This window comes from Klebsiella sp. F11, from assembly GCF_056712265.1.
On sequence record NZ_CM160060.1, the window covers coordinates 3,435,085 to 3,455,941 of the forward strand.

Consider the following 20,857-nt stretch of genomic DNA (forward strand, 5'->3'; position numbering starts at 1 on the left):
CTTACTTCGTTTTTAGCGCCAGCGGATTCAGCGTTAGCTGGTCATAGGCGTCCACCCACGAAGAGTATTTCTCCGGCGCGGCCCATACGCGATAGTGCAGGCGCGACATCGTTACCGGATCGCTTAACAGCACCAGACGGCGGTCGCGGTTAAGCTTGTCCGGCGTCTCGTTCAGCGCCTGCTCAACGTGACGCTCACGGGCGATCTCGAGGATCGGGCCGTGGCGGTGGCGAGCGGTGGCCATTGCCGTTGCCAGCGCGTTAAACGATGGGTTAAACACGGCGTGCATAAAGCCATCATCCAGCGAACGCTGACGGTTCAGGGTCAGATAAGCATCGGTATCCTTCAGCACCTGCGGCGGGGAATACTCTTCCGGGATCAGGAACAGCTTCCAGCGTTTGGTGCGCAGACCAACGGTCGAGCGGCTGGAAATCACCGACACGAACGGCGACAGAATCAGCGAGAAGACGATCGGCGCCAGCCAGAACAGGAAGCGCAGGTCCAGCCACGCCATGCCGACGGCCCACACCAGGCCCAGCAGCAGCTGGGAACCGTGGCGCATAAACGCTTCGCCCCACGGAGTGGAGTCGTCATCGCGCTGCGGCGAGTTCCAGACCACTTCCCAGCCGAGGAACGCGCTGACCACGAACACGGTGTGGAACAGCATGCGCACCGGCGCCAGCAGCACCGAGAACAGCACCTCCAGCAGCAGCGAGAGCGTCACGCGGATAAACCCGCCGTACTCCTTCGACCCTTTGCACCACACCAGAATGATGCTCAGCAGCTTCGGCAGGAACAGCAGCACCATCGTCGAGGCAAACAGCGCGATCGCCAGCTCCGGACGCCACTGCGGCCAGACCGGGAACAGCTGGCGCGGCTGCAGGAAGTACTGCGGCTCGGTGAGCGCGTGCACCACCTGCAGCGCGGTCGACAGGGCGAGGAACATAAACCACAGCGGAGCGGAGAGGTAGGACATGACGCCGGTCAGGAACACCGCCCGGTGTACCGGGTGCATGCCTTTAACCAGGAACAGGCGGAAGTTCATCAGGTTACCGTGACACCAGCGACGGTCGCGCTTCAGCTCATCCAGCAGGTTCGGCGGCAGCTCCTCATAGGAGCCCGGCAGGTCGTAGGCAATCCATACGCCCCAGCCGGCGCGACGCATCAGCGCGGCTTCGACGAAGTCGTGCGACAGAATCGATCCGGCGAAGGAGCCCTCACCCGGCAGCGGCGCCAGCGCGCAGTGCTCGATGAACGGTTTGACGCGGATAATGGCGTTATGGCCCCAGTAGTGCGACTCGCCAAGCTGCCAGAAGTGCAGACCGGCGGTAAACAGCGGGCCGTATACTCGGGTCGCGAACTGCTGGCAGCGGGCGTAGAGGGTGTCCATTCCGGAGGCGCGCGGCGACGACTGGATGATCCCGGCGTTCGGGTTCGCTTCCATCAGGCGCACCAGGCCAGTCAAACACTCGCCGGTCATCACCGAGTCGGCATCCAGCACCACCATGTAGCTATACTGGCTGCCCCAGCGGCGGCAAAAGTCGTCGATGTTACCGCTTTTGCGCTTCACGCGGCGGCGGCGGCGGCGATAGAAAATCTGCCCTTCGCCCTGCACTTCGGCAATCAGCTCCATCCACGCCTTTTGTTCCGCGACGCAGATATCCGGGTTATAGCTGTCGCTCAGGATGTAGACGTCGAAGTGCTGCTGCTGGCCCGTCGCCTTCACCGATTCCCAGGTGGCGCGCAGACCGGCGAAAACGCGATCGACGTCTTCGTTGCAGATAGGCATGATCAGCGCCGTCCGATGCTCCGGATTCAGCGGCTCATCGCCAACGGTGGAGGCGGAAATACTGTACTTATCGCGCCCCATCAGCAGCTGAAGGAAGCCCATCAGCGCCGTCCAGAATCCCGCGGATACCCAGCAGAAGAGCACCGCAAAGAGGATCAGAATGCCGGTTTGCAGCATATACGGCAGCAGCTGCATAAATGAAACCCACAGGTTCTGCCCCACCATGTCGGCCGGGTTAATTAACGCCCAGCCCTGGTACGGCAGAATGGTTTTCATGTACCAGGTCGCGACGACGGTCTGCGCCAGGGTCAGCAGCAGCAGAATGTAGCGACGGATGGTACCGGCGGTGCGCCATTTCTGTTCGCTTTCCTGCTCTTCTTTGCTCAGGCGAGAAAGGTAGCGCGGGGTGACATCGCGTCCACGCAGCCGATCCCAGAAGCGGCCAACCGGGTTGGTCCGCCACGGATCCGGGAACATGGAGGAGCGTTTCGCCTTCGGCATGGCGTGCAGCTGGGTGCGGCCTTCATCATCTTTGATGAGCTGATCGCCCGCCAGCGCGTCTGGCCAGCTATGCTCCAGCCGCGATTTCACCGAACCGAGAGGGGAGTCCTCTTCGCGGGGAAAGTTGTGACGATCGGCGTCCAGCGCGTCATGTACCGCCTTCAGGCTGGTATCAGGCAGTGCGGATTTCTCCGCACCCGGCAGCGGTAAGGCGTCAATGTACTTGGTTATGTTATTCATTGGCAGGCAGCTGATAGCTCCAGGTTTCACTCAGCGTCTGGTCGGCATTGACCAGCGCAGCGCGCATTTCCGTAGTTTTCTTCGGATCTTTCACCTTCACGCGCAGAATCATACGCCAGCCCTTGGTGATCGGGTTATAACGCACCGTGTTCTCAACGATTTCCGCGTTGTCGCCAATGCTCGCCTGCGCCGTTACCGGCGTATCTGACGGCATTTTTTTCATCTCAGCGCCGGTGAAATCGACGACGAACGCGATGGTGCCGTCCGGCTGACGAATCAGGTTTGACTGCTTCACGTCGCCGGTGGAACGGCGGGTTTGCATGACGTAGGCGTTATCCGGCGCGTGCAGCTTGTCTTCGTCGCGGCTGAAGGTAATCGAGTATTTGAAGTTCATCTCTTTACCCGCATCCGGCAGCTGATCCGGCGTCCAGTAGGCCACGATGTTATCGTTTGTTTCATCGTTGGTTGGGATTTCAACCAGCTCGATTTTACCTTTGCCCCAATCGCCTTTCGGGGTGATCCACGCGCTCGGGCGCAGATCGTAGCGGTCGTCGAGATCTTCAAAGCGGGAGAACTGACGTCCGCGCTGCAGCAGGCCAAACCCTTGCGGATTTTCCATCGCGTAGCTGCTGACGGCCAGATGCTTCGGATTGTTCAGCGGACGCCAGATCCACTCCCCGTTGCCGGCGAGAATCGACAGGCCGTTAGAGTCGTGCAGCGCCGGACGGTAGTTCGTCGCCGGAGAGGGCTGATTTGGCCCGAACAGGAACATGCTGGTCAGCGGCGCAACGCCCAGCTTGCCGACCTTATCGCGCAGGTATACCTTCGACTGCACGTCAACCACGGTATCGCGGCCCGGCATAATGACAAAACGGTATGCTCCGGTTGCACGCGGGGAATCGAGCAGAGCATAAATCGTCAGACGCTTGTCGGTCGCTTTTGGACGCTCGATCCAGAACTCGCGAAAACGCGGGAACTCTTCGCCTGAAGGCAGCGCGGTATCGATAGCCAGCCCGCGAGCGGAGAGCCCATAAACCTGGCCCTGGCCCAGTACGCGGAAGTAGCTGGCTCCGAGCATGCTGACAATTTCATCATTCTTATCTTTGCTGTTGATCGGATACAGCACTTTAAACCCGGCAAAGCCAAGGTCTTTTACCGTGTCTTTGTCATGCTGGACGCTGCCAAAATTGAAGTAGTCCGGGCTATATTTGATCTTGTGCACGCTGCTGGCAGTCACTTCATTAATGGTGACCGGCGTGTCGAAGTACATACCCTGATGATAAAATTCAAGTTTGAACGGGGTTTTCTGGTTATTCCAGTATGCTTTATCGTGGTTAAACTGGATTTGCTGGTAGTCCGCGTATTTCATGTCGCGGAAAGCGGAGGGCAGGTTGCTCTTCGGCGCTTCATAGCCCTTCCCGGCTAACGATTTTGCCTCTTTTGCAACGTCATCAATGCTAAACGCCCATGCAGATGAAGTACACAGGGACAACATTACGGCTGCGCTTAACCAGCGCATTTTCATCATCTGTGGTTTATGTTTCATATAAGTAAGCACTTCCCCCTTTGTGTGCTTAAATCGATCCGATCTATTTTAATGGAAATTCAGGCAATCCGACAACATAATCCCTGCTTTGTTCAGCTTAGCAGTACAGGTAATGGACAGTTGTCTGTCACTTTTGCATTTTGCGTGCTTATCCTGGAGACAGATATCCAGAGTTGATGTAGGGTTGCTGAGAATTTAAACGTTATCACCTTGAGTGATAAGACGAATTGTCTGAGAATGTAGTGAAACTGTATGAATAATGCGCCAGTAGAACGTGAATATTTCTTCGATAGCATCCGCGCGTGGTTAATGTTGCTGGGCATACCTTTTCACATATCGCTTATCTATTCCAGCCACAGCTGGCATGTTAATAGCGCCGAGCCCTCCTGGTGGCTAACGCTGTTCAACGATTTTATTCATGCTTTCCGCATGCAGGTGTTTTTCGTCATTTCCGGCTATTTCTCCTACATGCTTTTTCTGCGCTACCCGCTTAAAAAATGGTGGAAGGTGCGGGTCGAGCGCGTAGGCATCCCCTTGCTAACCGCCATCCCGCTGCTGACCCTGCCGCAGTTTATTATGCTGCAGTACGTCAACGGTAAAGCCGATAGCTGGCACGCCCTCTCGGGGTATGACAAATTCAACACCCTCGTCTGGGAGCTGATCTCGCATCTATGGTTTTTGCTGGTGCTGGTGGTGCTGACCACCCTCGGCGTGGTGCTGTTCAAATGGCTCACCGGGCGGCGTACCGGAGGCGGCGCGACCTTTGGTGACACCGTCACATTGTCTCAGCTATCGATGATTTTTCTCGCGCTCGGCGTGCTCTACGCGCTGATCCGCCGCACGCTGTTTATCCTCTACCCGCCGATTCTCAGCAACGGCCTGTTTAATTTTATCGTTATGCAGACGCTGTTCTACCTGCCCTTCTTCATTCTCGGGGCGCAGACCTTCATTAACCCGCGCCTGAAGGCGCTGTTTACGCAGCCTTCTCCGTGGTGCTTCGTCGGGGCGCTGCTGGGTTTTATCGCCTATCGCCTCAACCAGCAGTATGGCTCCGGGGACGCGTGGATGTTTGAAACCGAGTACGTTATCACTATGGTGCTCGGCCTGTGGATGGTGAACGTGGTGTTTTCTCTTGGCCACCGCCTGCTGAACTTCCGTTCGGCGCGGGTGACCTATTTTGTCAACGCATCCCTGTTCATTTATCTCGTGCACCACCCGCTCACCCTACTGTACGGCGCGTGGGTTGCTCCGGCCATCAAATCGAATACCCTGGGGTTTATCGCCGGTCTGATTTTTGTGGTGGGGATTGCGCTGATCCTCTACGAAATTCATCTGCGGATCCCGCTGCTGCGCTTCCTCTTTTCGGGCAAATTCGAGACTAAAACGGCGAAATCGCAGGTTTCGGCCAACGGATAGCCTCATCGGGGCCGCGCCAGGCGCGCAGCCCCGCCGGATCGGCGAAGATTATTTGCCCGCGGGCAGACAAGCCGTATCGCGGCTATTGCGCCTGCAGCAGGCGGCGATAAATCTCGGCCGTTTCGGCATCAAAGCAGACAAAGCAGACGCGTTCCAGCGGATTGTAGCGCGTGAGAAAGGCGTTCACCGTCCGCACGGCGATCTCCGCCGCGGCCTCTTTAGGGTAGCCGTACACGCCGGTGCTGATTGCCGGGAAGGCAATAGAGCGGTAGCTATTGGCCGCCGCCAGCTGCAGGCTATTTTTATAGGCATCGGCCAGCAGTTCAGCCTCCTGCCGATCGCCGCCGTGCCAGACCGGGCCAACGGCGTGAATAACCGCGCTGGCCGGAAGCCTGCCGGCGGTGGTGATCACCGCATGACCGGGAGCGCACTCGCCCTGCTGCTGGCGCACGATTTTGCACGCGGCAAGCAGCTCCGGCCCGGCAGCCTGATGAATAGCGCCATCAACGCCACCGCCGCCGAGCAGCGAAGGGTTAGCGGCGTTGACGATAACATCGACGGCCAGCGTTGTGATGTCTCCGAGAATAACCTCAGGTTTAACAGCCATTTCGCCTCCTGTCGGCAAACGTCTTATAGTAAAGCTTAGCGGTAATTTCGCATGACGGGCCAAAGGACGAAAGCCCAGGGCCCGGCAACGGCCGATATTCGATTGCCAGAATAGCAAGGGTATGTTGCGGATTAATATACTTTAATTGCACTGATTCGCTGTTTTCATCATCCAGCCCCCCTTTTCCGGCTTCCCGATCGGCAATTCGTACAATTTTTCACCGCAGGCGGATCGTAACAATGTGAATATCCATCGGATAAATCATATCCGGGCGCAGATTGCCCCCGCCGCGGAGAACAGAAGCACAGCAAAAGGATAAGTTGCAGGAAAGCAAAACAGGGCCGGAGGCCCTGTTTATCGGTGTGGGAGAATGCCGCTCAGGCTTCGCCGGGCGTTTCGTGGGATAGTAATTTACGCTTTTCCGCGCGCGCCGCCAGCCAAAGTCCGCTGTTTTTCATCGCGTAGCCAAAAACCAGCCCCAGCGCCAGAGAAGGCACGATGAGCCGCCAGTCGCCGCCGCCGGCAAAGGTTGCGCAGGCGCCGATAAAGGTTCCGGGAACGAAGGAGAGCAGCAGCTGACGCGCCTGAATGCACATCAAAAACGCCACGATCCCGGTCATCATATAGCCGAGGATTTCCAGATGCGGCGCCAGCGCGCTGCCGTAAATAATAACCTGCGCCCATATCACGCCGCTCATTACCGTGCAGCCAGAGATCAGCAGCCCTTTCAGGCCGCCCTGCGGGCAGGCAAAATAGGCCGTGCAGCCGAGAAAACCGGCCCAGCTCAGCAGACCGAACGCGACCGCCACCCATCCCCAGATACCGGAGAGAATGCCCGTCGTTATTGCAATTGCGAGAAGTATATTCATGGCGCGTATCATAGCAGATACGCGGCGTTCAAATGTGACCCCAAGCACACTATCTTAAACTACGTTCCTTTCGTTGCATTTATAGCGTGATAAAAGTCACACTTATTCTTCATTCTCTTCCTGCAGCTCGTCCCACATGGCGGAGAGCGCCTCGCGCGTCAGCGGCGCCATTGTCCGCCAGAAGGGCGTCACCGCATGGGCTTCGACCTTGCCGAGGAAAATTCCGCACCACGGCAGGATATAGTCGGCAAACAGCGTTTCCAGGGTCTCGCTTTCATCTTCCGGCGCATGATCCTCCAGCCACGAAGCGGCCAGCAGCAGAGAACCAATATGATCGGCCCGCCCCTCGCCGGTTGGGATCCCGTGTTCGCTCAGAAAACCGCGAACTTCGGCCTCCGTTGCCCCCTCAACCCAGGCGCTGCGGTACGGCGGGACGCCGCACTCTTCGCCGACAAACAGCGCGTTGTAATCAGCGGCCAGCGGCTGCACGTCGCAGCTCTTTTGCAGGCGCGCCAGCTGCTCATCCTGCTCCAGCGGCCAGCTTGCCGCCAGCTTGCCTTCACGAATAAGGGTAAACAGCGGCACCAGTAGCGGGTCCTGGGGCTGACGATAGTACAGGGAGCCCAGCACGCGGCAGAGGATTGAAAACTCGTTCATTCATTTATTCCAGTTATACAAATTAAAGATCGGCAAATTCAGCGATCGCCGGCATCCCGCGAGATTCAAGGAAGTTCAGCAGCCGGCGCGGAGAGACGTTAAGGATCCTCTCCTCAGGGAAGTTCACCTCATCGAGGATCTTGCGACACTCGCTGAATTCGCCAAGCGTAAAGGCGGTATGCGAATCCGAGCCAAGGGCCACCCAGCCTCCGGCATCGTGCACCGCGGCGGCAATGGCCCGACAGTTATCCTCACTGCCGACGCGTGAAGAGATAAATGAGGAGTTGTTGATCTCCAGCGCCACCTGATATTTTGCCGCCGCCTCGGCGATGGCCGGGATATCGACCGGGAATTTAGGGTTGCCCGGGTGGCTGATAATGTGCACCGCGCCGCTCGCCATCGCGGCGATCATCGCCTCGGTATGGGTTGCTTTGTCCTGCGGCGGGAAAACCGGTTCGTGGAAACCGGCGATGAACAGATCCAGAGAGCTGAGCATCGGACCGGAACAGTCAATTTCACCGTGGATATTTTTAATGTTGGCTTCAATACCGCGCAGAATGCCAACGCCGTCCACCAGCCGCGGCCAGATGCGCATATTGACAAAGTGCCAGTAATGCGGCGCATCGGCCATATCCGGGCCGTGGTCGGTGATCGCAAAGAGTTTGATCCCCTTGCGCTTTGCTTCGGCAATATAATCGTGCAGGGTGCTGTAGGCGTGGGTACTGGCGACGGTATGCATGTGCAGGTCAACAGGATACATCACAATCTCCTTCTCTGTTTGTGGCAAGAATAGCAGGAATCAGGACGCATGATTAGTAAAAACCCCGCCGCAGCGGGGTTCTCTTTTAGTAACCGCGCAGGCGATCGACCTGCCCGCTGACCGTTTCCCCTCGCTCCAGCTGGCTAATCGTAGCGGCTATATAGGCAATCGCTTCCTGAGGCCGCGTCACCGCGGCGATATGCGGCGTCATTGCCACTCGCGGATGCGCCCACAGCGGGCTTGCGGCCGGGAGCGGCTCGCGGCTGAAGACATCCAGCATCGCGCCTTTAAGTTTACCGCTTTCCAGCGCCGCCAGCAGATCGTCCTCAACGACGTGGACGCCGCGCGCCAGATTGAGAACATAGCCGCCATCCGGAAGCTGCGCCAGTAGCTGCTGATTAATAATGCCGACGGTTTCCGCCGTATTGGGCAGGAGGTTGATCAGGACCCGCGTTCCGCGCAGGAATTCATTCAGCTCCTCAGCCCCCGCAAAGCTTTGCACCCGCGGCCACGCCTTGCGGCTGCGGCTCCAGCTGCGCAGCGGGAAGCCCCATGCCTGCAGCCCTTCCGCGACTTTCGCGCCGAGCACGCCGGCCCCCATGATGCCGACAGTAAAATCTTCGCGCAGGTACTCCTCCAGCGGCTGCCAGCGCGCCTGCTGTTTCAGCGCCTGGTAATCGTCAAACCGGCGAAACCAGTGCAGCACCTGGCTGACCGCATACTCCTGCATCTGCAGCCCCATACCGGTATCTTCGAGGCGGAACAGCGGAGTCGATAGCGGCAGCATTTCCGGATGTTCGCGCAGTTTGCTGAGGATTGAGTCCACCCCCGCGCCGAGAGCAAAGACGGCTTTTAGGTCGCGGCCCTGGAGCATTTCCACCGGCGGATGCCAGACCAGCGCGTAGTCGGCGGGCCGATCGTCGCCAGGCTTCCACTCACGTACGCGCGAGCCGGGCAGCTGTTTTTCCAGCTCGGCAATCCAGTATGGGATATCAAACGTCGGGTGGTAAAAGATAATCTCCATTGTGACTCCTGATAGCGAATGTCTTAAGCAGGTTTGCGTTAGCGCCGTATTTTACTTGTTGTTTTCTATTGGTTTGCCAGCATAGCAAATTTCGCCTGGCTGGCGGATAAAAAGAGAGTGGTGACAAAAAAAACGATTGTCGCGCACTTAGCCAGCAAGTTGCGCGAAGTTTGGCTAAACGCGCGTTTTTTTTAAAAAGTTGATTGACGAGAGATAGGTATTTCCCTAAATTAGCGCCCGTTCCCGGCAGCAACGGGAATGACAATATGGTGAGGTGTCCGAGTGGCTGAAGGAGCACGCCTGGAAAGTGTGTATACGGCAACGTATCGGGGGTTCGAATCCCCCCCTCACCGCCATATTTAAGAAAGAGCTCGTACGCAAGTACGGGCTTTTTTTTTCGCATATTGCACCCGCCGGGAGGGATAAGCTCCCCGACCAGGGTTCGACTACTGGCATCGCCGGCAGTTTGCTTCATTAACGTCCCTTTGCCCTGGCAGCATGCAGTCGATGCTCCATGCTGGCGCGTAAAAAACGCACAGCCTCAGGCCGTTAACGGCCTGGAAAAATAACGCCCGCCACTTTTTTCACGCCGTTTTGAATCAGACTAATCATTCCGGGAATCAGCGTTCCCCTCCTGTACCACCAGGGGGTCTTACTGTTGGTTTAATTTTGATTCATTCCAATCAACAGCAATCATATTTGGCACAGCCGTTGCAATTGTGATTGAGTCAAACCGAAAGGGAATCACATATGGAACAGGCTGAAGTTATTTCCAGACTAAAAGCGATGTACGAACAGCTTCCTCGTCAGGAACGGCTGGCTGCCAGCTTTGTGTTAGACCACGCCCAGGAAGTAGCGGTGATGTCGATGCGTGAGCAGTCGCGTCTTGCCGGCGTTCCGCCCTCCACGATGACCCGTTTGGCAAAACGCCTCGGACTCGGCGGCTATGATGCGCTGCGCGAAGTGTTTATCGCCGCCTTGCGTAGCAAAAGCAGCATCTATGAATCACGAGTGCCGGGGCTGGTTGCGATGAATAAGCAGGGAGAAGACTCTTTGCTGCGCGATCTGGCCGCCACCACGCAGGCCCATATTGAAACACTGTGTCGTCAGGAGAATCTTGAGGCGATGATCCGAGCCAGCAGGCTGCTGGCAGACGCGCGGACCATTTACTGTCTGGGGCTTCGATCATCGTTTCCTGTCGCCTTCCATTTTCAACACGTCAGCGCCTGGTTCGCCAACAATGTGCGCCTGATTGATGGCGCAGGCGAAAGCGGCATGATGACGCTGATGGGGGAGATTAATGCCAAAGATGTGCTGCTGGTGGTCAGTCTGGCTCCCTATTCCCGACGGGCCGTCACGCTGGCCCGCTACTTAGCGCAACGGAAAATTCGCGTTGTCGCAATTACCGATAATGCCAGTTCCCCTGTCGCAAGACTGGCAGCGGAATCAATATTGGTACAAAAGAAAACGGCGTCGTTTTTCGACACGATTACGCCTGCCTTATTAGTTAGTGAATTGCTGGTGGCATTATTTGCCGCCAACGCCCGGATCAATATTCATTCAGCAGTAAAAAGAACCGAAGAGCAATTATGGGCCACCGGAGAGTGGTGGAGTCTTAACTAGTTATTCACGACAGATCAGAGGATAAAATGAGATATAAACCCGAAATGACCACCGCACCGAAACATGGTCATAAGAGCCTGCTTTATTCCGAAGTAGTCAGTGATTTAAATATGTTGGATCGTGTAGATATCGCCGTATTAGGGATTCCTTATGGCTCGCCTTATTCCATTGACGAAGTCACCAACGATCAAACCAATGGACCAACGGCAGTGCGTCAGGCAACCGATCGCGCGGTGCGCAGCATCGAGCGTTACGATTTCGATATTGGCGGCCCGCTGATGGATAATCAGGATATCCGCATGATCGATTGCGGAGATATCGCAGGCGATGCGCGCGCCCTGGGTCAACATTACGAAGCGGCCGAAGCGGTGGTACGTAAAATTCTACAGCTGGGCGGCATGCCGCTGGTGATTGGCGGCGACCACGGTATTCCGATTCCGGTGCTGCGCGCGCTGGATGAATTGAATGAAACCATCACCCTGATCCATGTCGATGCTCACCTGGACTGGCGTCAGGATGTCAACGGCGTGACCGATGGTTACTCCAGCCCCATTCGCCGGGCCTCGGAAATGAAGCACATCGGCGAAATCTGGCAAATTGGCCTGCGCGCAAACGGTTCGGCCCGCCAGGAAGAAGTGGACGCAGCGCTGGAATATGGTGCGAAATTGATTCCTGCCCATCAGCTGCATGATGAAGGTATCGACAGCCTGTTAGCACGTATTCCTGATGGCGGTCATTATTATATTACCTGTGACGCCGATGGTATTGACCCAACGATTATGCCCGCGGTCAACGGCCCGGCATTAGGTGGAGTAACTTATCACCAAATGCGCAAATTAATCCACGGACTGGTGGCAAAAGGCAAAGTCGTGGGTATGGATTTGGTTGAAATCACGCCGAAGAAAGATATTAACCAAATTACCGCTATTACCGCCTGTCGCTTCTTTGTCAATTTAATTGGCACCGCGGTGCGCGCGGGTTATTTCAATAAAAATAGTCAATCCGCCTCATGACCGCGTATTTACGTAACAATAACCTGAACGGGAAATAATGAGATGAAAAGACAGTTTGCATTTGCAGCAATGCTGGGGCTCGCTTGCGCTTTCTCCAGCCTCTCCGCCAGCGCCGCCGATTTGCTGGATACCATTATGCAGCAAAAAGTGGTGCGTATCGCGGTCCCTCAGGATTACGCCCCCTATGGTTTTGTGGGGAGTGATATGCAGCCGCAGGGCATTGATATCGACACCGCCAGGCTAATCGCCGACAAACTGGGCGTGAAGCTGCAGCTGGTGCCGGTCACGGGCCCAAATCGCGTCCCCTATCTGCAAAGCGGCAAAGCGGATATGACCATCTCCTCGCTGGGTAAAACCGCGGAGCGCGCCAAAGTGATCGACTACAGCATCGCCTATGCGCCTTTCTTTGATGCGGTGTTTGGCAAGGCTGAGGTGAAAGCCAGCAACGCCGACGAGCTGGCGGGCAAAACGGTCTCGGTAACCCGCGGCTCAATGCAGGATGAAGAGTTAACGACCCTGGCACCGAAAGCTAACGTCAAACGCTTCGAAGATAACAACAGCACTATCGCTTCGTTCATGTCCGGCCAAACGCAATTAGTGGCAATCGGGACCACCGTCGCCGGCGCGCTGAAGCAGAAAAACCCCGGCCTGGATATCCAGTTAAAAGTGATTCTGGCTAACGCCCCGTGCTACGTCGGCCTGCCGAAAGGTAACCCTGCGCTGGTTGCCAAAGTGAATGAAATTCTGCGCACCGCGAAAGCCGACGGCACTATCAATCGGATCTCGCAGAAGTGGCTGGGCGCGCCAGCGGGCGATCTGCCTGAATCCTGAGCATAGTGGCTCCCTGTGGGCGGGGAGTCTTTTCTCTGGCGAGGAATAGCATGAACCATTACGCAACCCATATTTTGGCCCGGCAGGCAACGGCCATGACGCTGTCGTCGATCCCAGACGACGTGCGGCGGATCGCCTGTCGCGCGCTGATCGACACGCTGGGCGTGGCGCTGGCTGGCAGCACAATGCCGATAGTACAGCGTCTGAAACGGACGCTAATGAGCGAGGGTAAGGCCAGCACATTGGGCGGCGCGCTGCGCGTCAACCCGCTGGACGCCGCGCGGATCAACGGCTGCGCCGCGCACGCGCTGGATTTCGATGACAACTGCTACGCCGGATTCGTCCATGGCTCCGCGGTCATCATCCCGGCCGCACTGGCAGTTGCTCAGCAGTATGACCGCGACGGCGCCAGTCTGCTGACGGCCATTGTCTCGGGAAGCGAATGCCAATACCGGCTCGGCGAAGCGCTGGGCCAGCAGCTGTATCAACGCGGATGGTGGACAACCGGGGTTCTGGGCGTGGTCGGCGCCGCCGTTGCCGCCGCCCACCTGCTACGCCTGGATACGCCTCAGGTTGCGCACGCCATTGCGTTAGCTCTCGCCGCCGCCGGCGGCAGTAAAAGCGCCTTTGGCAGCGATGCGAAAGCCGTGATGGCCGGACTGGCCGCCGAGCGAGGCGTTCAGGCGGCGCTGATGGCGCAAGCGGGAATCACGGGTCCGCTCAATACGCTGGAGCATCATTACGGATTGCCAGCCTTGATGAACGATGCCCAATGGCAGCCGAAGCGGTTAACCGCTCCCGGCTGGCGCTTGCTGCAGCCGGGGCTGGACGTTAAACGCATCCCTGTATGCCTGTCTGCTCACGCGGCGGTCGATGCGGTAGTCGCCCTGGTGCAACGGCATACGCTTGCGGTGGATGAAATAGAGCAGATCCGCTGCGATGTGCCGCAGATCGTGCTCGCAAACTTGATTTACGCCGTTCCGCAGACTCCGCAACAGGCGCAATTCAGCCTGCCCTATGCCATCGCCGCTACGCTATTTTATGGCGAGTTAACCCTGAAGCAGTTGACGCAGGCGTCGCTGGAACCGGCGGAGATCTATGCTCTGATGGCGAAAGTCACGATCGCAAGCAGCCCGCAGTGGCAACACCCGCAGAGTGTGCAAACCGCCCCGGAAGGCGCCTGCGTCACCCTGAATCTGAAATCGGGACGGCAGCTCAGCTGCCGTGTCGATCGCGCGCTGGGCAATGCCGCCCATCCTCTGAGCGATGAAGCGCTGGATGAAAAATTCCTGTCATGCGCCCAGCGTGCTCTACCCGCGGCCACGAGTCGTCACCTTCTGGCCCAGCTACGCCAGGTTATCGCCCTGCCCTCCGTGGCGCAGCTGTCACGACTACTGGAGAAACCAGACCATGAGCTTTGATTTTGCGCCGGTATTGAGCCAGTGGCCGATGCTGCTTAACGGCATCGCCATCACCCTCATGATGACGCTGGTGGCCACGCTGCTGGGGATTGCCCTGGGGATTGCCTGCGGCTGGGGGCGCGCCAACGGCCCGCGCCCGCTGCGGTGGCTCATTGCCAGCTATGTCGAGCTGGTCCGTAATACTCCCTACATCATCCAGCTATTTTTTATCTTTTTCGGCCTGCCGGCGGTCGGGGTACAGATGTCGGCGCTGACGGCCAGCGTGCTGTCGCTGATCCTCAACCTTGGCGCGTACGCCAGTGAGATCGCCCGTGCCGGTATTGACAACACGCCGCGTAGCCAAATCGAAGCGGCGCAGAGCCTCGCGTTGAACCGCTGGCAAATTTTTACCCGCGTGGTGCTGCCTCCGGCTCTTGGCAGAGTCTGGCCCGCGTTGGTCAGTCAGGTCATTATCATCATGCTGGGTTCGGCGGTATGCAGCCAGATCTCAACCGAGGAGCTGTCGTTCAGCGCCAACCTGATTGCCAGCCGCACCTTCCGTAATTTCGAAGCCTACATTATCGCCGCCGCTGCCTATCTGGTATTAGCAATCGCCGTGCGCCAGATTCTGAACTGGGTAGGCCCGCGCTTTATTTTCCGTCGACCTTGAGGATCCATGATGAGCGACTTTTCCTTGTGGGATATCTATCGCAACTTGCTGCTGGCGCTGCGCTGGACGGTTGGATTGTCCGCTATCGCATTTATTGGCGGGGGCGTCGTCGGTGGGCTACTGCTGGTACTGCGCCTCTCTGGTTCGCGTATCGCCGGCTATTTTGTCCGCGGCTATGTGCAGCTGTTTCAGGGAACGCCGCTGCTGCTTCAGCTCTTTCTGGTCTATTTCGGCCTGGCGATCGCCGGCATTAATACTTCACCATTATTTACCGCCAGTTTCTGCCTGACGCTGTACGCCAGCGCCTATTTAACCGAAATCTGGCGCGGCAGCGTGGAAGCCATTCCGCGCCAGCAGTGGGAGGCGGCGCAAAGTCTGGCGCTTAACTTTCGCGAGCAGCTGCGCTACATCATTCTGCCCCAGGCCCTGCGCGTGGCCATCGCCCCTACCGTCGGCTTTTTGGTGCAGGCCATTAAGAACACGGCGCTGGCGTCGGTGATTGGTTTTGTCGAACTGACGCGCGCCGGACAGATTATCTCGAACGCCACGTTTTCCCCCTTCCTGATTTACGGCAGCGTGGCCCTGTTTTACTTCTTTCTGTGCTTTCCGCTCTCCATATGGAGCCGGCATCTTGAACAACGTTTGTCACGGAGAACCAACTGATGACCCAGACGGCCGATTTTTCCCTGGTGGATATACGCGCGCTGCGTAAGCGTTTTGGTGAAAACGAGGTGCTGAAAGGCATTGATTTGCAGATAAAGCGTCAGGAAGTGGTGTGCATTATCGGCAAAAGCGGCTCGGGGAAAAGCACCTTATTACGCTGCATTAATGGCCTGGATACCTATCAGGCGGGAGAGCTGCTGGTGGACGGGCAGCCGGTGCAGCAGGACAACGGCGCCGCTCTGCGCGAACTGCGGCAGAACGTCGGCATGATTTTTCAGAGCTTTAATCTTTTTCCTCACCTTACCGTGGGTAAGAACGTAATGCTGGCCCCGACGCTGGTGAAAAAGATGGCCAGGGGCGAAGCCGAGCGCACGGCCAGACGGTTGCTGGAACGCGTCGGCCTGGCCGATAAATTTGATGCCTGGCCGGATAGCCTCTCCGGCGGTCAGCAGCAGCGCGTCGCGATTGCCCGCTCGCTGGCGATGAATCCGGAAATCTTGCTGTGCGATGAAATAACCTCCGCGCTGGATCCGGAACTGGTCGGCGAAGTGCTGCAGGTGATTGAGTCGCTGGCGCAGGAAGGCATGACCATCATCATGGTCACGCACGAAATGAATTTCGCGCGCAAAGTCAGCGACCGGGTGGTGTTTATGCATCAAGGACGCGTCCACGAAGTGGGCACCCCGGACACACTGTTTACTCAGCCGCAAACGGCAGAACTTCGTCAATTCCTGGCCTGAGGGCCGCTTATCCACCTGGAGCAAAAAAATGGTACATACGCGTATTCGTCCGTTTAACACCAAAGAGACCTATCCGGAGCAAAATCTCGATAACGACCTGTGTCAGGCCGTTGTCGCCGGGAATATGGTCTTTCTACGCGGGCAAATTGGGCAAAACTTAGACACCCGTGAATCAGTGGGTATTGGTGATATTGCGGCGCAAACCGAGCAGGCGATGTACAACATCAACATGCTGCTGGAAGAGAGCGGCAGCAATCTGCAAGAGATCTGCAAAATCACCGTTTATCTGACCGACGTTCGCCACCGCGAAACGGTGTACAACATCATGGGGCGCTGGCTGAAAGGCGTGTTCCCGGTCTCTACCGGACTGATGATTTCACATCTGGCGCGTCCGGAATGGCAAGTTGAGATCGACGTGATTGCCGTGAAGGCGGGTTGATAAAACGTCAGCGATACGCCCACGCAGGAGCGAACGAGTGAATTAAGGGAGCGGGATAAACGAACAACAGGATTTCCCGCCTCTCCCTTATATTTGTAGTGACGCAGTCAATTTGGCCACCTGATTAAAGGTGATATTCTCACCTCAAAAAAACAGGTGGCTAATGAACAAGTACTTCCCCCCTGAGTTCAGGCTGGAATATGCGCAGCGGATTGTTGATAAGGGTTATTCATATCGACAAGCCAGCGAAGCGATGAATGTCGGTTCTGCCACGCCTGAGAGCCGGGTACGCCACCGCAAGAGCCATAGAACAAATACCATTTTTACTGTAAAACCGTGGCCAATATGACTTGACTACGAAAATCCCGGAGCGGGTCGGTCCGCCCCGGTATTTGCGGAATGAGTGTCCCAACCCTTGCCCTCCCCAGCCTTTGCGCTCCAGCTACAGTTTTCACGCTTAGGTAGACATCGGCTCCCCTGTATACGCATGTAGTTTCTCATCCGCAAACATCGGGCACTGAAAAATAATCCTTATAACCGACGCCTTTTTGTACGTTTCTAATCATCTGAAATAGCTAACCTATTTTGTTCTACGCGCAACTCAAATAAGAATAATACTCATTACCTTGTTGCAAATGATAACCATTAGCAATAAATTACTTTGCGCATCTCTCTTTTTAACAATGGCAAGTGGCTAATTTTATGATAAAAAACGTCTATAAATACTCACTTCTGAGTTCACTTATTTCTGGTTGTCTGGCAATTCCGGCGGTACAGGCCGCAGACGCCAATATAACGACAAACCAGAAAACAGAACAAACAAGCGGCAGTGACCAAAGTGCAAAAAAGGTTACCAGCGATGAAACCATGGTCGTCACGGCCAAAGAGCAAACGCTGCAGGCGCCGGGGGTCTCGATCATTGACAGCGAGGCCATCAAAAAGCACCCAATACAGCGCGACGTCGCTGAGATAATCCGCACCATGCCGGGGGTTAACCTCACGGGTAACTCAAACAGCGGGCAGCGCGGGAATAACCGCCAGATTGATATCCGCGGCATGGGACCGGAAAACACCCTGATTCTGGTTGACGGTATGCCGGTCTCCAGCCGCAATTCTGTGCGCTACGGCTGGAGCGATGAACGCGATACCCGCGGCGACACCAACTGGGTCCCCCCCGAAATGATCGAGCGCATTGAGGTCATTCGCGGCCCGGCCGCGGCGATGTACGGCAGCGGCGCAATGGGCGGAGTGGTGAATATCATCACTAAGCGCGCCACGAATGAATGGCACGGCAGCTTCAACACCTATTACAACGTTCCGCAACATAAATCTGAAGGCAGCACCAAACGCTACAACGGTAGTTTAAGCGGCGCGCTGGCTGATAACCTGACCCTGCGTCTCTACGGGAACTGGAATAAAACCCAGGCGGATGCCCAGGATATTAATGAAAGCCATACCACCCCGCGTATCGGCTCCTATGCCGGCTCCTATCCCTCTGGCCGTGAAGGTTTTATCAATAAGGACATCAATTCGGTTCTGCGCTGGGAATTTATGCCAATGCAGGCGCTGGAGCTGGGGGCCGGCTACAGCCGCCAGGGCAACCTGTACGCCGGTGACACGCAAAATACCAACAGTAATGCGCTGGTGAAAAAGTATTACGGCAAAGAAACCAACGTTCTCTATCGCCAGACCCTCAACCTGAAATATACCGGCGCCTGGGATAGCGGCGTGACCACCAACAACTACGTGCAGTTTGAAAAAACGCGTAATACTCGACTCAATGAGGGCCTGTCCGGCGGTATCGCGGGGATTTTCAGCCCTTCCAATGAAGGGTTTTCGACCATTACGCTGTATGACACCAATCTGCACTCGGATGTGAATATCCCGTTTGATCTGTGGGTCAACCAGACCCTGACCCTCGGCGCGGAGTTTAATCACCAGGCGATGAAAGATCCCGCGTCGAATACCGAATCCACCAGCGGCGGCGGCTCGGTTCCCGGGATTGCCGACACCGGACGGAGCAAATACAGCTCAGCGGATATTTATGGCATCTTTGCCGAAGATAACATTGAGCTGACCGACACAACCCGTCTGACCCCGGGCATCCGTTTCAACCACCAGAGCATCAGCGGCAGTAACTGGAGCCCGGCGCTGAACCTCTCCCAGGAACTGGGCAGCGACTTCACCCTCAAGCTGGGCATCGCCCGGGCGTGGAAAGCGCCGAACCTGTATCAGACCAACCCCAACTACCTGCTCTACAGTAAAGGCCAGGGCTGCTCCGGCGGTCAGGCCTGCTACCTGCAGGGCAACAACGACCTGAAAGCGGAAACCAGCGTCAATAAAGAGGTCGGGATTGAGTACAACCATGACGACGTACAGGCCGGGCTGACCTGGTACCGTAATGACTACCATGACAAAATCGAAGCCGGCGACACATTAGCGGGCACAACCACTTCTGCGAATATCTACCAATGGGAAAATGTGCCCAAAGCGGTCGTACAGGGGCTGGAAGGGACCTTCAACTTCCCGATCACCGACACGCTGAAGATGAACAATAACTTCACCTATATCATCGAGAACAAAAATAAAAAGACCGGCGATTATCTGTCGGTTATTCCTAAATACACCATCAACTCGACGCTGGAGTGGCAGGCCACCAGCGATCTCTCGGTGCAAGGGATGCTGACCTGGTACGGCCGACAGAAACCGAAAAAATATAATTATAAGGGTGAACCCACTTCAGGTAGCGAAATCCGTCAGGTATCGCCTTATGCGCTGGTGGGGATGAGCGCAACCTATGCCATGACGAAAAACCTCGACGTGACGGCAGGGATCGATAACCTGTTCGACAAACGCCACTTCCGCGAAGGCAACGCCCAGAGTACCGGCAACGCCACCACGGGCGCCTATTTGTGGGGCGCGGGGGCGAACACGTATAACGAATCAGGTCGTACCTACTACATGCAGGTGGGGCTGCATTTCTGATAACAACCTGTCGCGCACTATCGCGTGATAAATAAGGGCGGCGGACAGGTCTGACCTTACGCCGCTCTCCTTCAACGCCCGTCAGACTCATCACATTGCGCTGGTCCGCGCCCCTTATCCGTACTCATATGTACTAACGCGCTCTGAAAAGAGGCGTTAAACATCGGTCCGTGCGTCACCCCCGGATAATCCCAATATTCCGCCGTGAGCCCATTTTGCTGTAGGGAGGAAACGCTGTTGTGGATTTGATTCAGAATATCGTGGGATTGAGTTTGCGTATTTTTCCCCGGAGATGCGGAGCCCTCCATGAAAAATAAACTCTTATGGCAATATTGCGCCTTATCGATCGCCGTTAACCGGGTCAATAACGAAACATAGTCTTTTCCCAAAGACGGGCTGGCGCTGTAGTAAACACGAAAGAAAGAGGACGACAACCATGAGTCCAGGGCGAATAAACCACCGTAGGAATGCCCCCAGAGGCCGCGCCGCTCAGGATCGATTTTAATGCCTCGTTCCGCATTCGGCGAAATACGCACCTGCAGCAGCTGACGGAAACCCTCGCTACCGCCGCCCTTGCGACGGTAGCGCCCGTTCACTTCCTCCACGTCCCCGCTCTTCATATCCAGCGCGGGCGTGTAATCGTAAGCCCGCCCGTTCAGATCAAAAGGTAAATTGGTCTGGTAACCAACGGCGACAATAACGGGAGGTGATTTTTCCGCAAGCTGCTTAAGCAATGGTTCCGACAGACGATCCATCACCGCATTGCCATCCAGCATATAAAGAATGGGGTAACCTGACGCCGGTGGGGTTTTATCCGGAATGCCGATCCAGACCCTATAGTGTCTCTTTCCATCGGCGGAGTCGAAATTGTCGACCCTAAAATGGTAAAACGCGGAGCCCCGATCGGCGATATTCGGCCCCAGCGGCGCCATATCGGGTTTAGCAATCCCTTTCGCGCCGTAGAGGAGAGTCATACAAGAGATCGCTGAAAACAGCACCCTGCGACGGCCCCCGTTTTGATACTTGCGGCCATACATCTGTTTGTTATTCCTTAATTACAGGTGAAAGTTGAATTTTTATTACA

At 56.4% G+C, this 20,857-nt stretch carries 18 protein-coding genes, 1 tRNA gene and 1 pseudogene; 12 read left to right on the forward strand and 8 right to left on the reverse strand.

Annotated features, from left to right (window positions below):
- Position 1: 1 nt before the first annotated feature.
- Both mdoH and mdoG read right to left on the reverse strand, forming a co-directional pair.
- Positions 2 to 2,530, reverse strand: coding sequence for a glucans biosynthesis glucosyltransferase MdoH (mdoH, locus tag AC1M2H_RS17015; RefSeq protein ID WP_480148264.1), 2,529 nt, complete (start codon positions 2,528 to 2,530; stop codon positions 2 to 4).
- Complete coding sequence (gene mdoG, locus AC1M2H_RS17020) at positions 2,523 to 4,076, reverse strand: glucans biosynthesis protein MdoG (protein ID WP_480148265.1); 1,554 nt, start codon at positions 4,074 to 4,076, stop codon at positions 2,523 to 2,525. The genes mdoH and mdoG overlap by 8 nt, the downstream gene beginning before the upstream one ends.
- 252 nt (positions 4,077 to 4,328) lie before the next feature.
- On the opposite strand from mdoG, the gene mdoC reads away from it, so the two are divergent.
- Positions 4,329 to 5,492, forward strand: coding sequence for a glucans biosynthesis protein MdoC (gene mdoC, locus AC1M2H_RS17025; RefSeq protein WP_480148266.1), 1,164 nt, complete (start codon positions 4,329 to 4,331; stop codon positions 5,490 to 5,492).
- Positions 5,493 to 5,574: 82 nt separating this feature from the next.
- Here mdoC and ymdB read toward each other — a convergent pair whose 3' ends face one another.
- The 5 genes from ymdB to ghrA all read right to left on the reverse strand — a co-directional run bounded on the left by ymdB (position 5,575) and on the right by ghrA (position 9,409).
- A complete protein-coding gene (gene ymdB / locus AC1M2H_RS17030) occupies positions 5,575 to 6,099 on the reverse strand; it encodes an O-acetyl-ADP-ribose deacetylase (protein WP_480148267.1) in 525 nt (174 codons plus the stop codon).
- A 377-nt stretch (positions 6,100 to 6,476) separates the two neighbouring features.
- On the reverse strand, positions 6,477 to 6,980 hold the full coding sequence (locus AC1M2H_RS17035; protein WP_480148268.1) for a DUF1097 domain-containing protein: 504 nt from the start codon (positions 6,978 to 6,980) through the stop codon (positions 6,477 to 6,479).
- 90 nt (positions 6,981 to 7,070) lie between these two features.
- A complete protein-coding gene (locus AC1M2H_RS17040) occupies positions 7,071 to 7,625 on the reverse strand; it encodes a TorD/DmsD family molecular chaperone (RefSeq protein WP_480148269.1) in 555 nt (184 codons plus the stop codon).
- A gap of 22 nt (positions 7,626 to 7,647) precedes the next feature.
- Positions 7,648 to 8,385: a PHP domain-containing protein gene (locus tag AC1M2H_RS17045; RefSeq protein ID WP_480148270.1), complete on the reverse strand. Its 738-nt coding sequence runs from the start codon at positions 8,383 to 8,385 to the stop codon at positions 7,648 to 7,650.
- An 85-nt stretch (positions 8,386 to 8,470) separates the two neighbouring features.
- Positions 8,471 to 9,409: a glyoxylate/hydroxypyruvate reductase GhrA gene (ghrA, locus tag AC1M2H_RS17050; protein WP_480148271.1), complete on the reverse strand. Its 939-nt coding sequence runs from the start codon at positions 9,407 to 9,409 to the stop codon at positions 8,471 to 8,473.
- Between the two features lie 268 nt (positions 9,410 to 9,677).
- On the opposite strand from ghrA, the gene AC1M2H_RS17055 reads away from it, so the two are divergent.
- From AC1M2H_RS17055 to AC1M2H_RS17105, 11 genes and pseudogenes are all read left to right on the forward strand, one after another.
- Positions 9,678 to 9,765, forward strand: a tRNA-Ser gene (locus AC1M2H_RS17055).
- A gap of 394 nt (positions 9,766 to 10,159) precedes the next feature.
- Positions 10,160 to 11,032 (forward strand): MurR/RpiR family transcriptional regulator, encoded by an 873-nt coding sequence (locus tag AC1M2H_RS17060; RefSeq protein WP_480148273.1) that lies wholly within the window; start codon positions 10,160 to 10,162, stop codon positions 11,030 to 11,032.
- A 44-nt stretch (positions 11,033 to 11,076) separates the two neighbouring features.
- Positions 11,077 to 12,045, forward strand: coding sequence for an agmatinase (locus AC1M2H_RS17065; protein ID WP_480148274.1), 969 nt, complete (start codon positions 11,077 to 11,079; stop codon positions 12,043 to 12,045).
- A gap of 42 nt (positions 12,046 to 12,087) precedes the next feature.
- Complete coding sequence (locus AC1M2H_RS17070) at positions 12,088 to 12,876, forward strand: transporter substrate-binding domain-containing protein (RefSeq protein ID WP_480148276.1); 789 nt, start codon at positions 12,088 to 12,090, stop codon at positions 12,874 to 12,876.
- Between the two features lie 50 nt (positions 12,877 to 12,926).
- Entirely contained in the window at positions 12,927 to 14,297 is a 1,371-nt protein-coding gene (locus AC1M2H_RS17075) for an MmgE/PrpD family protein (protein ID WP_480148278.1), read from the forward strand.
- Positions 14,287 to 14,946, forward strand: coding sequence for an amino acid ABC transporter permease (locus AC1M2H_RS17080; protein WP_480148280.1), 660 nt, complete (start codon positions 14,287 to 14,289; stop codon positions 14,944 to 14,946). Before AC1M2H_RS17075 ends, AC1M2H_RS17080 begins: the two co-directional genes overlap by 11 nt.
- A gap of 9 nt (positions 14,947 to 14,955) precedes the next feature.
- The gene (locus AC1M2H_RS17085) at positions 14,956 to 15,609 is read left to right on the forward strand and encodes an amino acid ABC transporter permease (protein WP_123707411.1); all 654 of its coding nucleotides are present in this window, start codon (positions 14,956 to 14,958) and stop codon (positions 15,607 to 15,609) included.
- On the forward strand, positions 15,609 to 16,349 hold the full coding sequence (locus AC1M2H_RS17090; protein WP_480148281.1) for an amino acid ABC transporter ATP-binding protein: 741 nt from the start codon (positions 15,609 to 15,611) through the stop codon (positions 16,347 to 16,349). The genes AC1M2H_RS17085 and AC1M2H_RS17090 overlap by 1 nt, the downstream gene beginning before the upstream one ends.
- 28 nt (positions 16,350 to 16,377) lie before the next feature.
- On the forward strand, positions 16,378 to 16,788 hold the full coding sequence (locus AC1M2H_RS17095; RefSeq protein ID WP_045854808.1) for a RidA family protein: 411 nt from the start codon (positions 16,378 to 16,380) through the stop codon (positions 16,786 to 16,788).
- A gap of 130 nt (positions 16,789 to 16,918) precedes the next feature.
- A pseudogene (locus AC1M2H_RS17100) lies at positions 16,919 to 17,098 on the forward strand (IS3 family transposase); the annotation flags it as partial.
- 392 nt (positions 17,099 to 17,490) lie between these two features.
- A complete protein-coding gene (locus AC1M2H_RS17105; RefSeq protein WP_480148282.1) occupies positions 17,491 to 19,773 on the forward strand; it encodes a TonB-dependent siderophore receptor in 2,283 nt (760 codons plus the stop codon).
- Positions 19,774 to 19,844: 71 nt separating this feature from the next.
- Here the strand turns inward: AC1M2H_RS17105 and AC1M2H_RS17110 are convergent, their stop codons facing one another.
- A complete protein-coding gene (locus tag AC1M2H_RS17110; protein ID WP_480148283.1) occupies positions 19,845 to 20,810 on the reverse strand; it encodes an alpha/beta hydrolase in 966 nt (321 codons plus the stop codon).
- Between the last annotated feature and the right edge of the window lie 47 nt (positions 20,811 to 20,857).

Bases quoted from the DNA above. Each gene is read 5' to 3' on its own strand.
- AC1M2H_RS17070 (WP_480148276.1), top strand. From the start codon at position 12,088: ATGAAAAGACAGTTTGCATTTGCAGCAATGCTGGGGCTCGCTTGCGCT.
- AC1M2H_RS17085 (WP_123707411.1), top strand. From the start codon at position 14,956: ATGAGCGACTTTTCCTTGTGGGATATCTATCGCAACTTGCTGCTGGCG.
- ymdB (WP_480148267.1), bottom strand. From the start codon at position 6,099: ATGGCTGTTAAACCTGAGGTTATTCTCGGAGACATCACAACGCTGGCC.
- mdoH (WP_480148264.1), bottom strand. From the start codon at position 2,530: ATGAATAACATAACCAAGTACATTGACGCCTTACCGCTGCCGGGTGCG.
- AC1M2H_RS17095 (WP_045854808.1), top strand. From the start codon at position 16,378: ATGGTACATACGCGTATTCGTCCGTTTAACACCAAAGAGACCTATCCG.
- AC1M2H_RS17075 (WP_480148278.1), top strand. From the start codon at position 12,927: ATGAACCATTACGCAACCCATATTTTGGCCCGGCAGGCAACGGCCATG.
- AC1M2H_RS17035 (WP_480148268.1), bottom strand. From the start codon at position 6,980: ATGATACGCGCCATGAATATACTTCTCGCAATTGCAATAACGACGGGC.
- AC1M2H_RS17065 (WP_480148274.1), top strand. From the start codon at position 11,077: ATGACCACCGCACCGAAACATGGTCATAAGAGCCTGCTTTATTCCGAA.
- mdoG (WP_480148265.1), bottom strand. From the start codon at position 4,076: ATGAAACATAAACCACAGATGATGAAAATGCGCTGGTTAAGCGCAGCC.
- AC1M2H_RS17110 (WP_480148283.1), bottom strand. From the start codon at position 20,810: ATGTATGGCCGCAAGTATCAAAACGGGGGCCGTCGCAGGGTGCTGTTT.
- AC1M2H_RS17105 (WP_480148282.1), top strand. From the start codon at position 17,491: ATGATAAAAAACGTCTATAAATACTCACTTCTGAGTTCACTTATTTCT.
- AC1M2H_RS17045 (WP_480148270.1), bottom strand. From the start codon at position 8,385: ATGTATCCTGTTGACCTGCACATGCATACCGTCGCCAGTACCCACGCC.
- ghrA (WP_480148271.1), bottom strand. From the start codon at position 9,409: ATGGAGATTATCTTTTACCACCCGACGTTTGATATCCCATACTGGATT.
- AC1M2H_RS17090 (WP_480148281.1), top strand. From the start codon at position 15,609: ATGACCCAGACGGCCGATTTTTCCCTGGTGGATATACGCGCGCTGCGT.
- AC1M2H_RS17060 (WP_480148273.1), top strand. From the start codon at position 10,160: ATGGAACAGGCTGAAGTTATTTCCAGACTAAAAGCGATGTACGAACAG.
- AC1M2H_RS17080 (WP_480148280.1), top strand. From the start codon at position 14,287: ATGAGCTTTGATTTTGCGCCGGTATTGAGCCAGTGGCCGATGCTGCTT.
- mdoC (WP_480148266.1), top strand. From the start codon at position 4,329: ATGAATAATGCGCCAGTAGAACGTGAATATTTCTTCGATAGCATCCGC.
- AC1M2H_RS17040 (WP_480148269.1), bottom strand. From the start codon at position 7,625: ATGAACGAGTTTTCAATCCTCTGCCGCGTGCTGGGCTCCCTGTACTAT.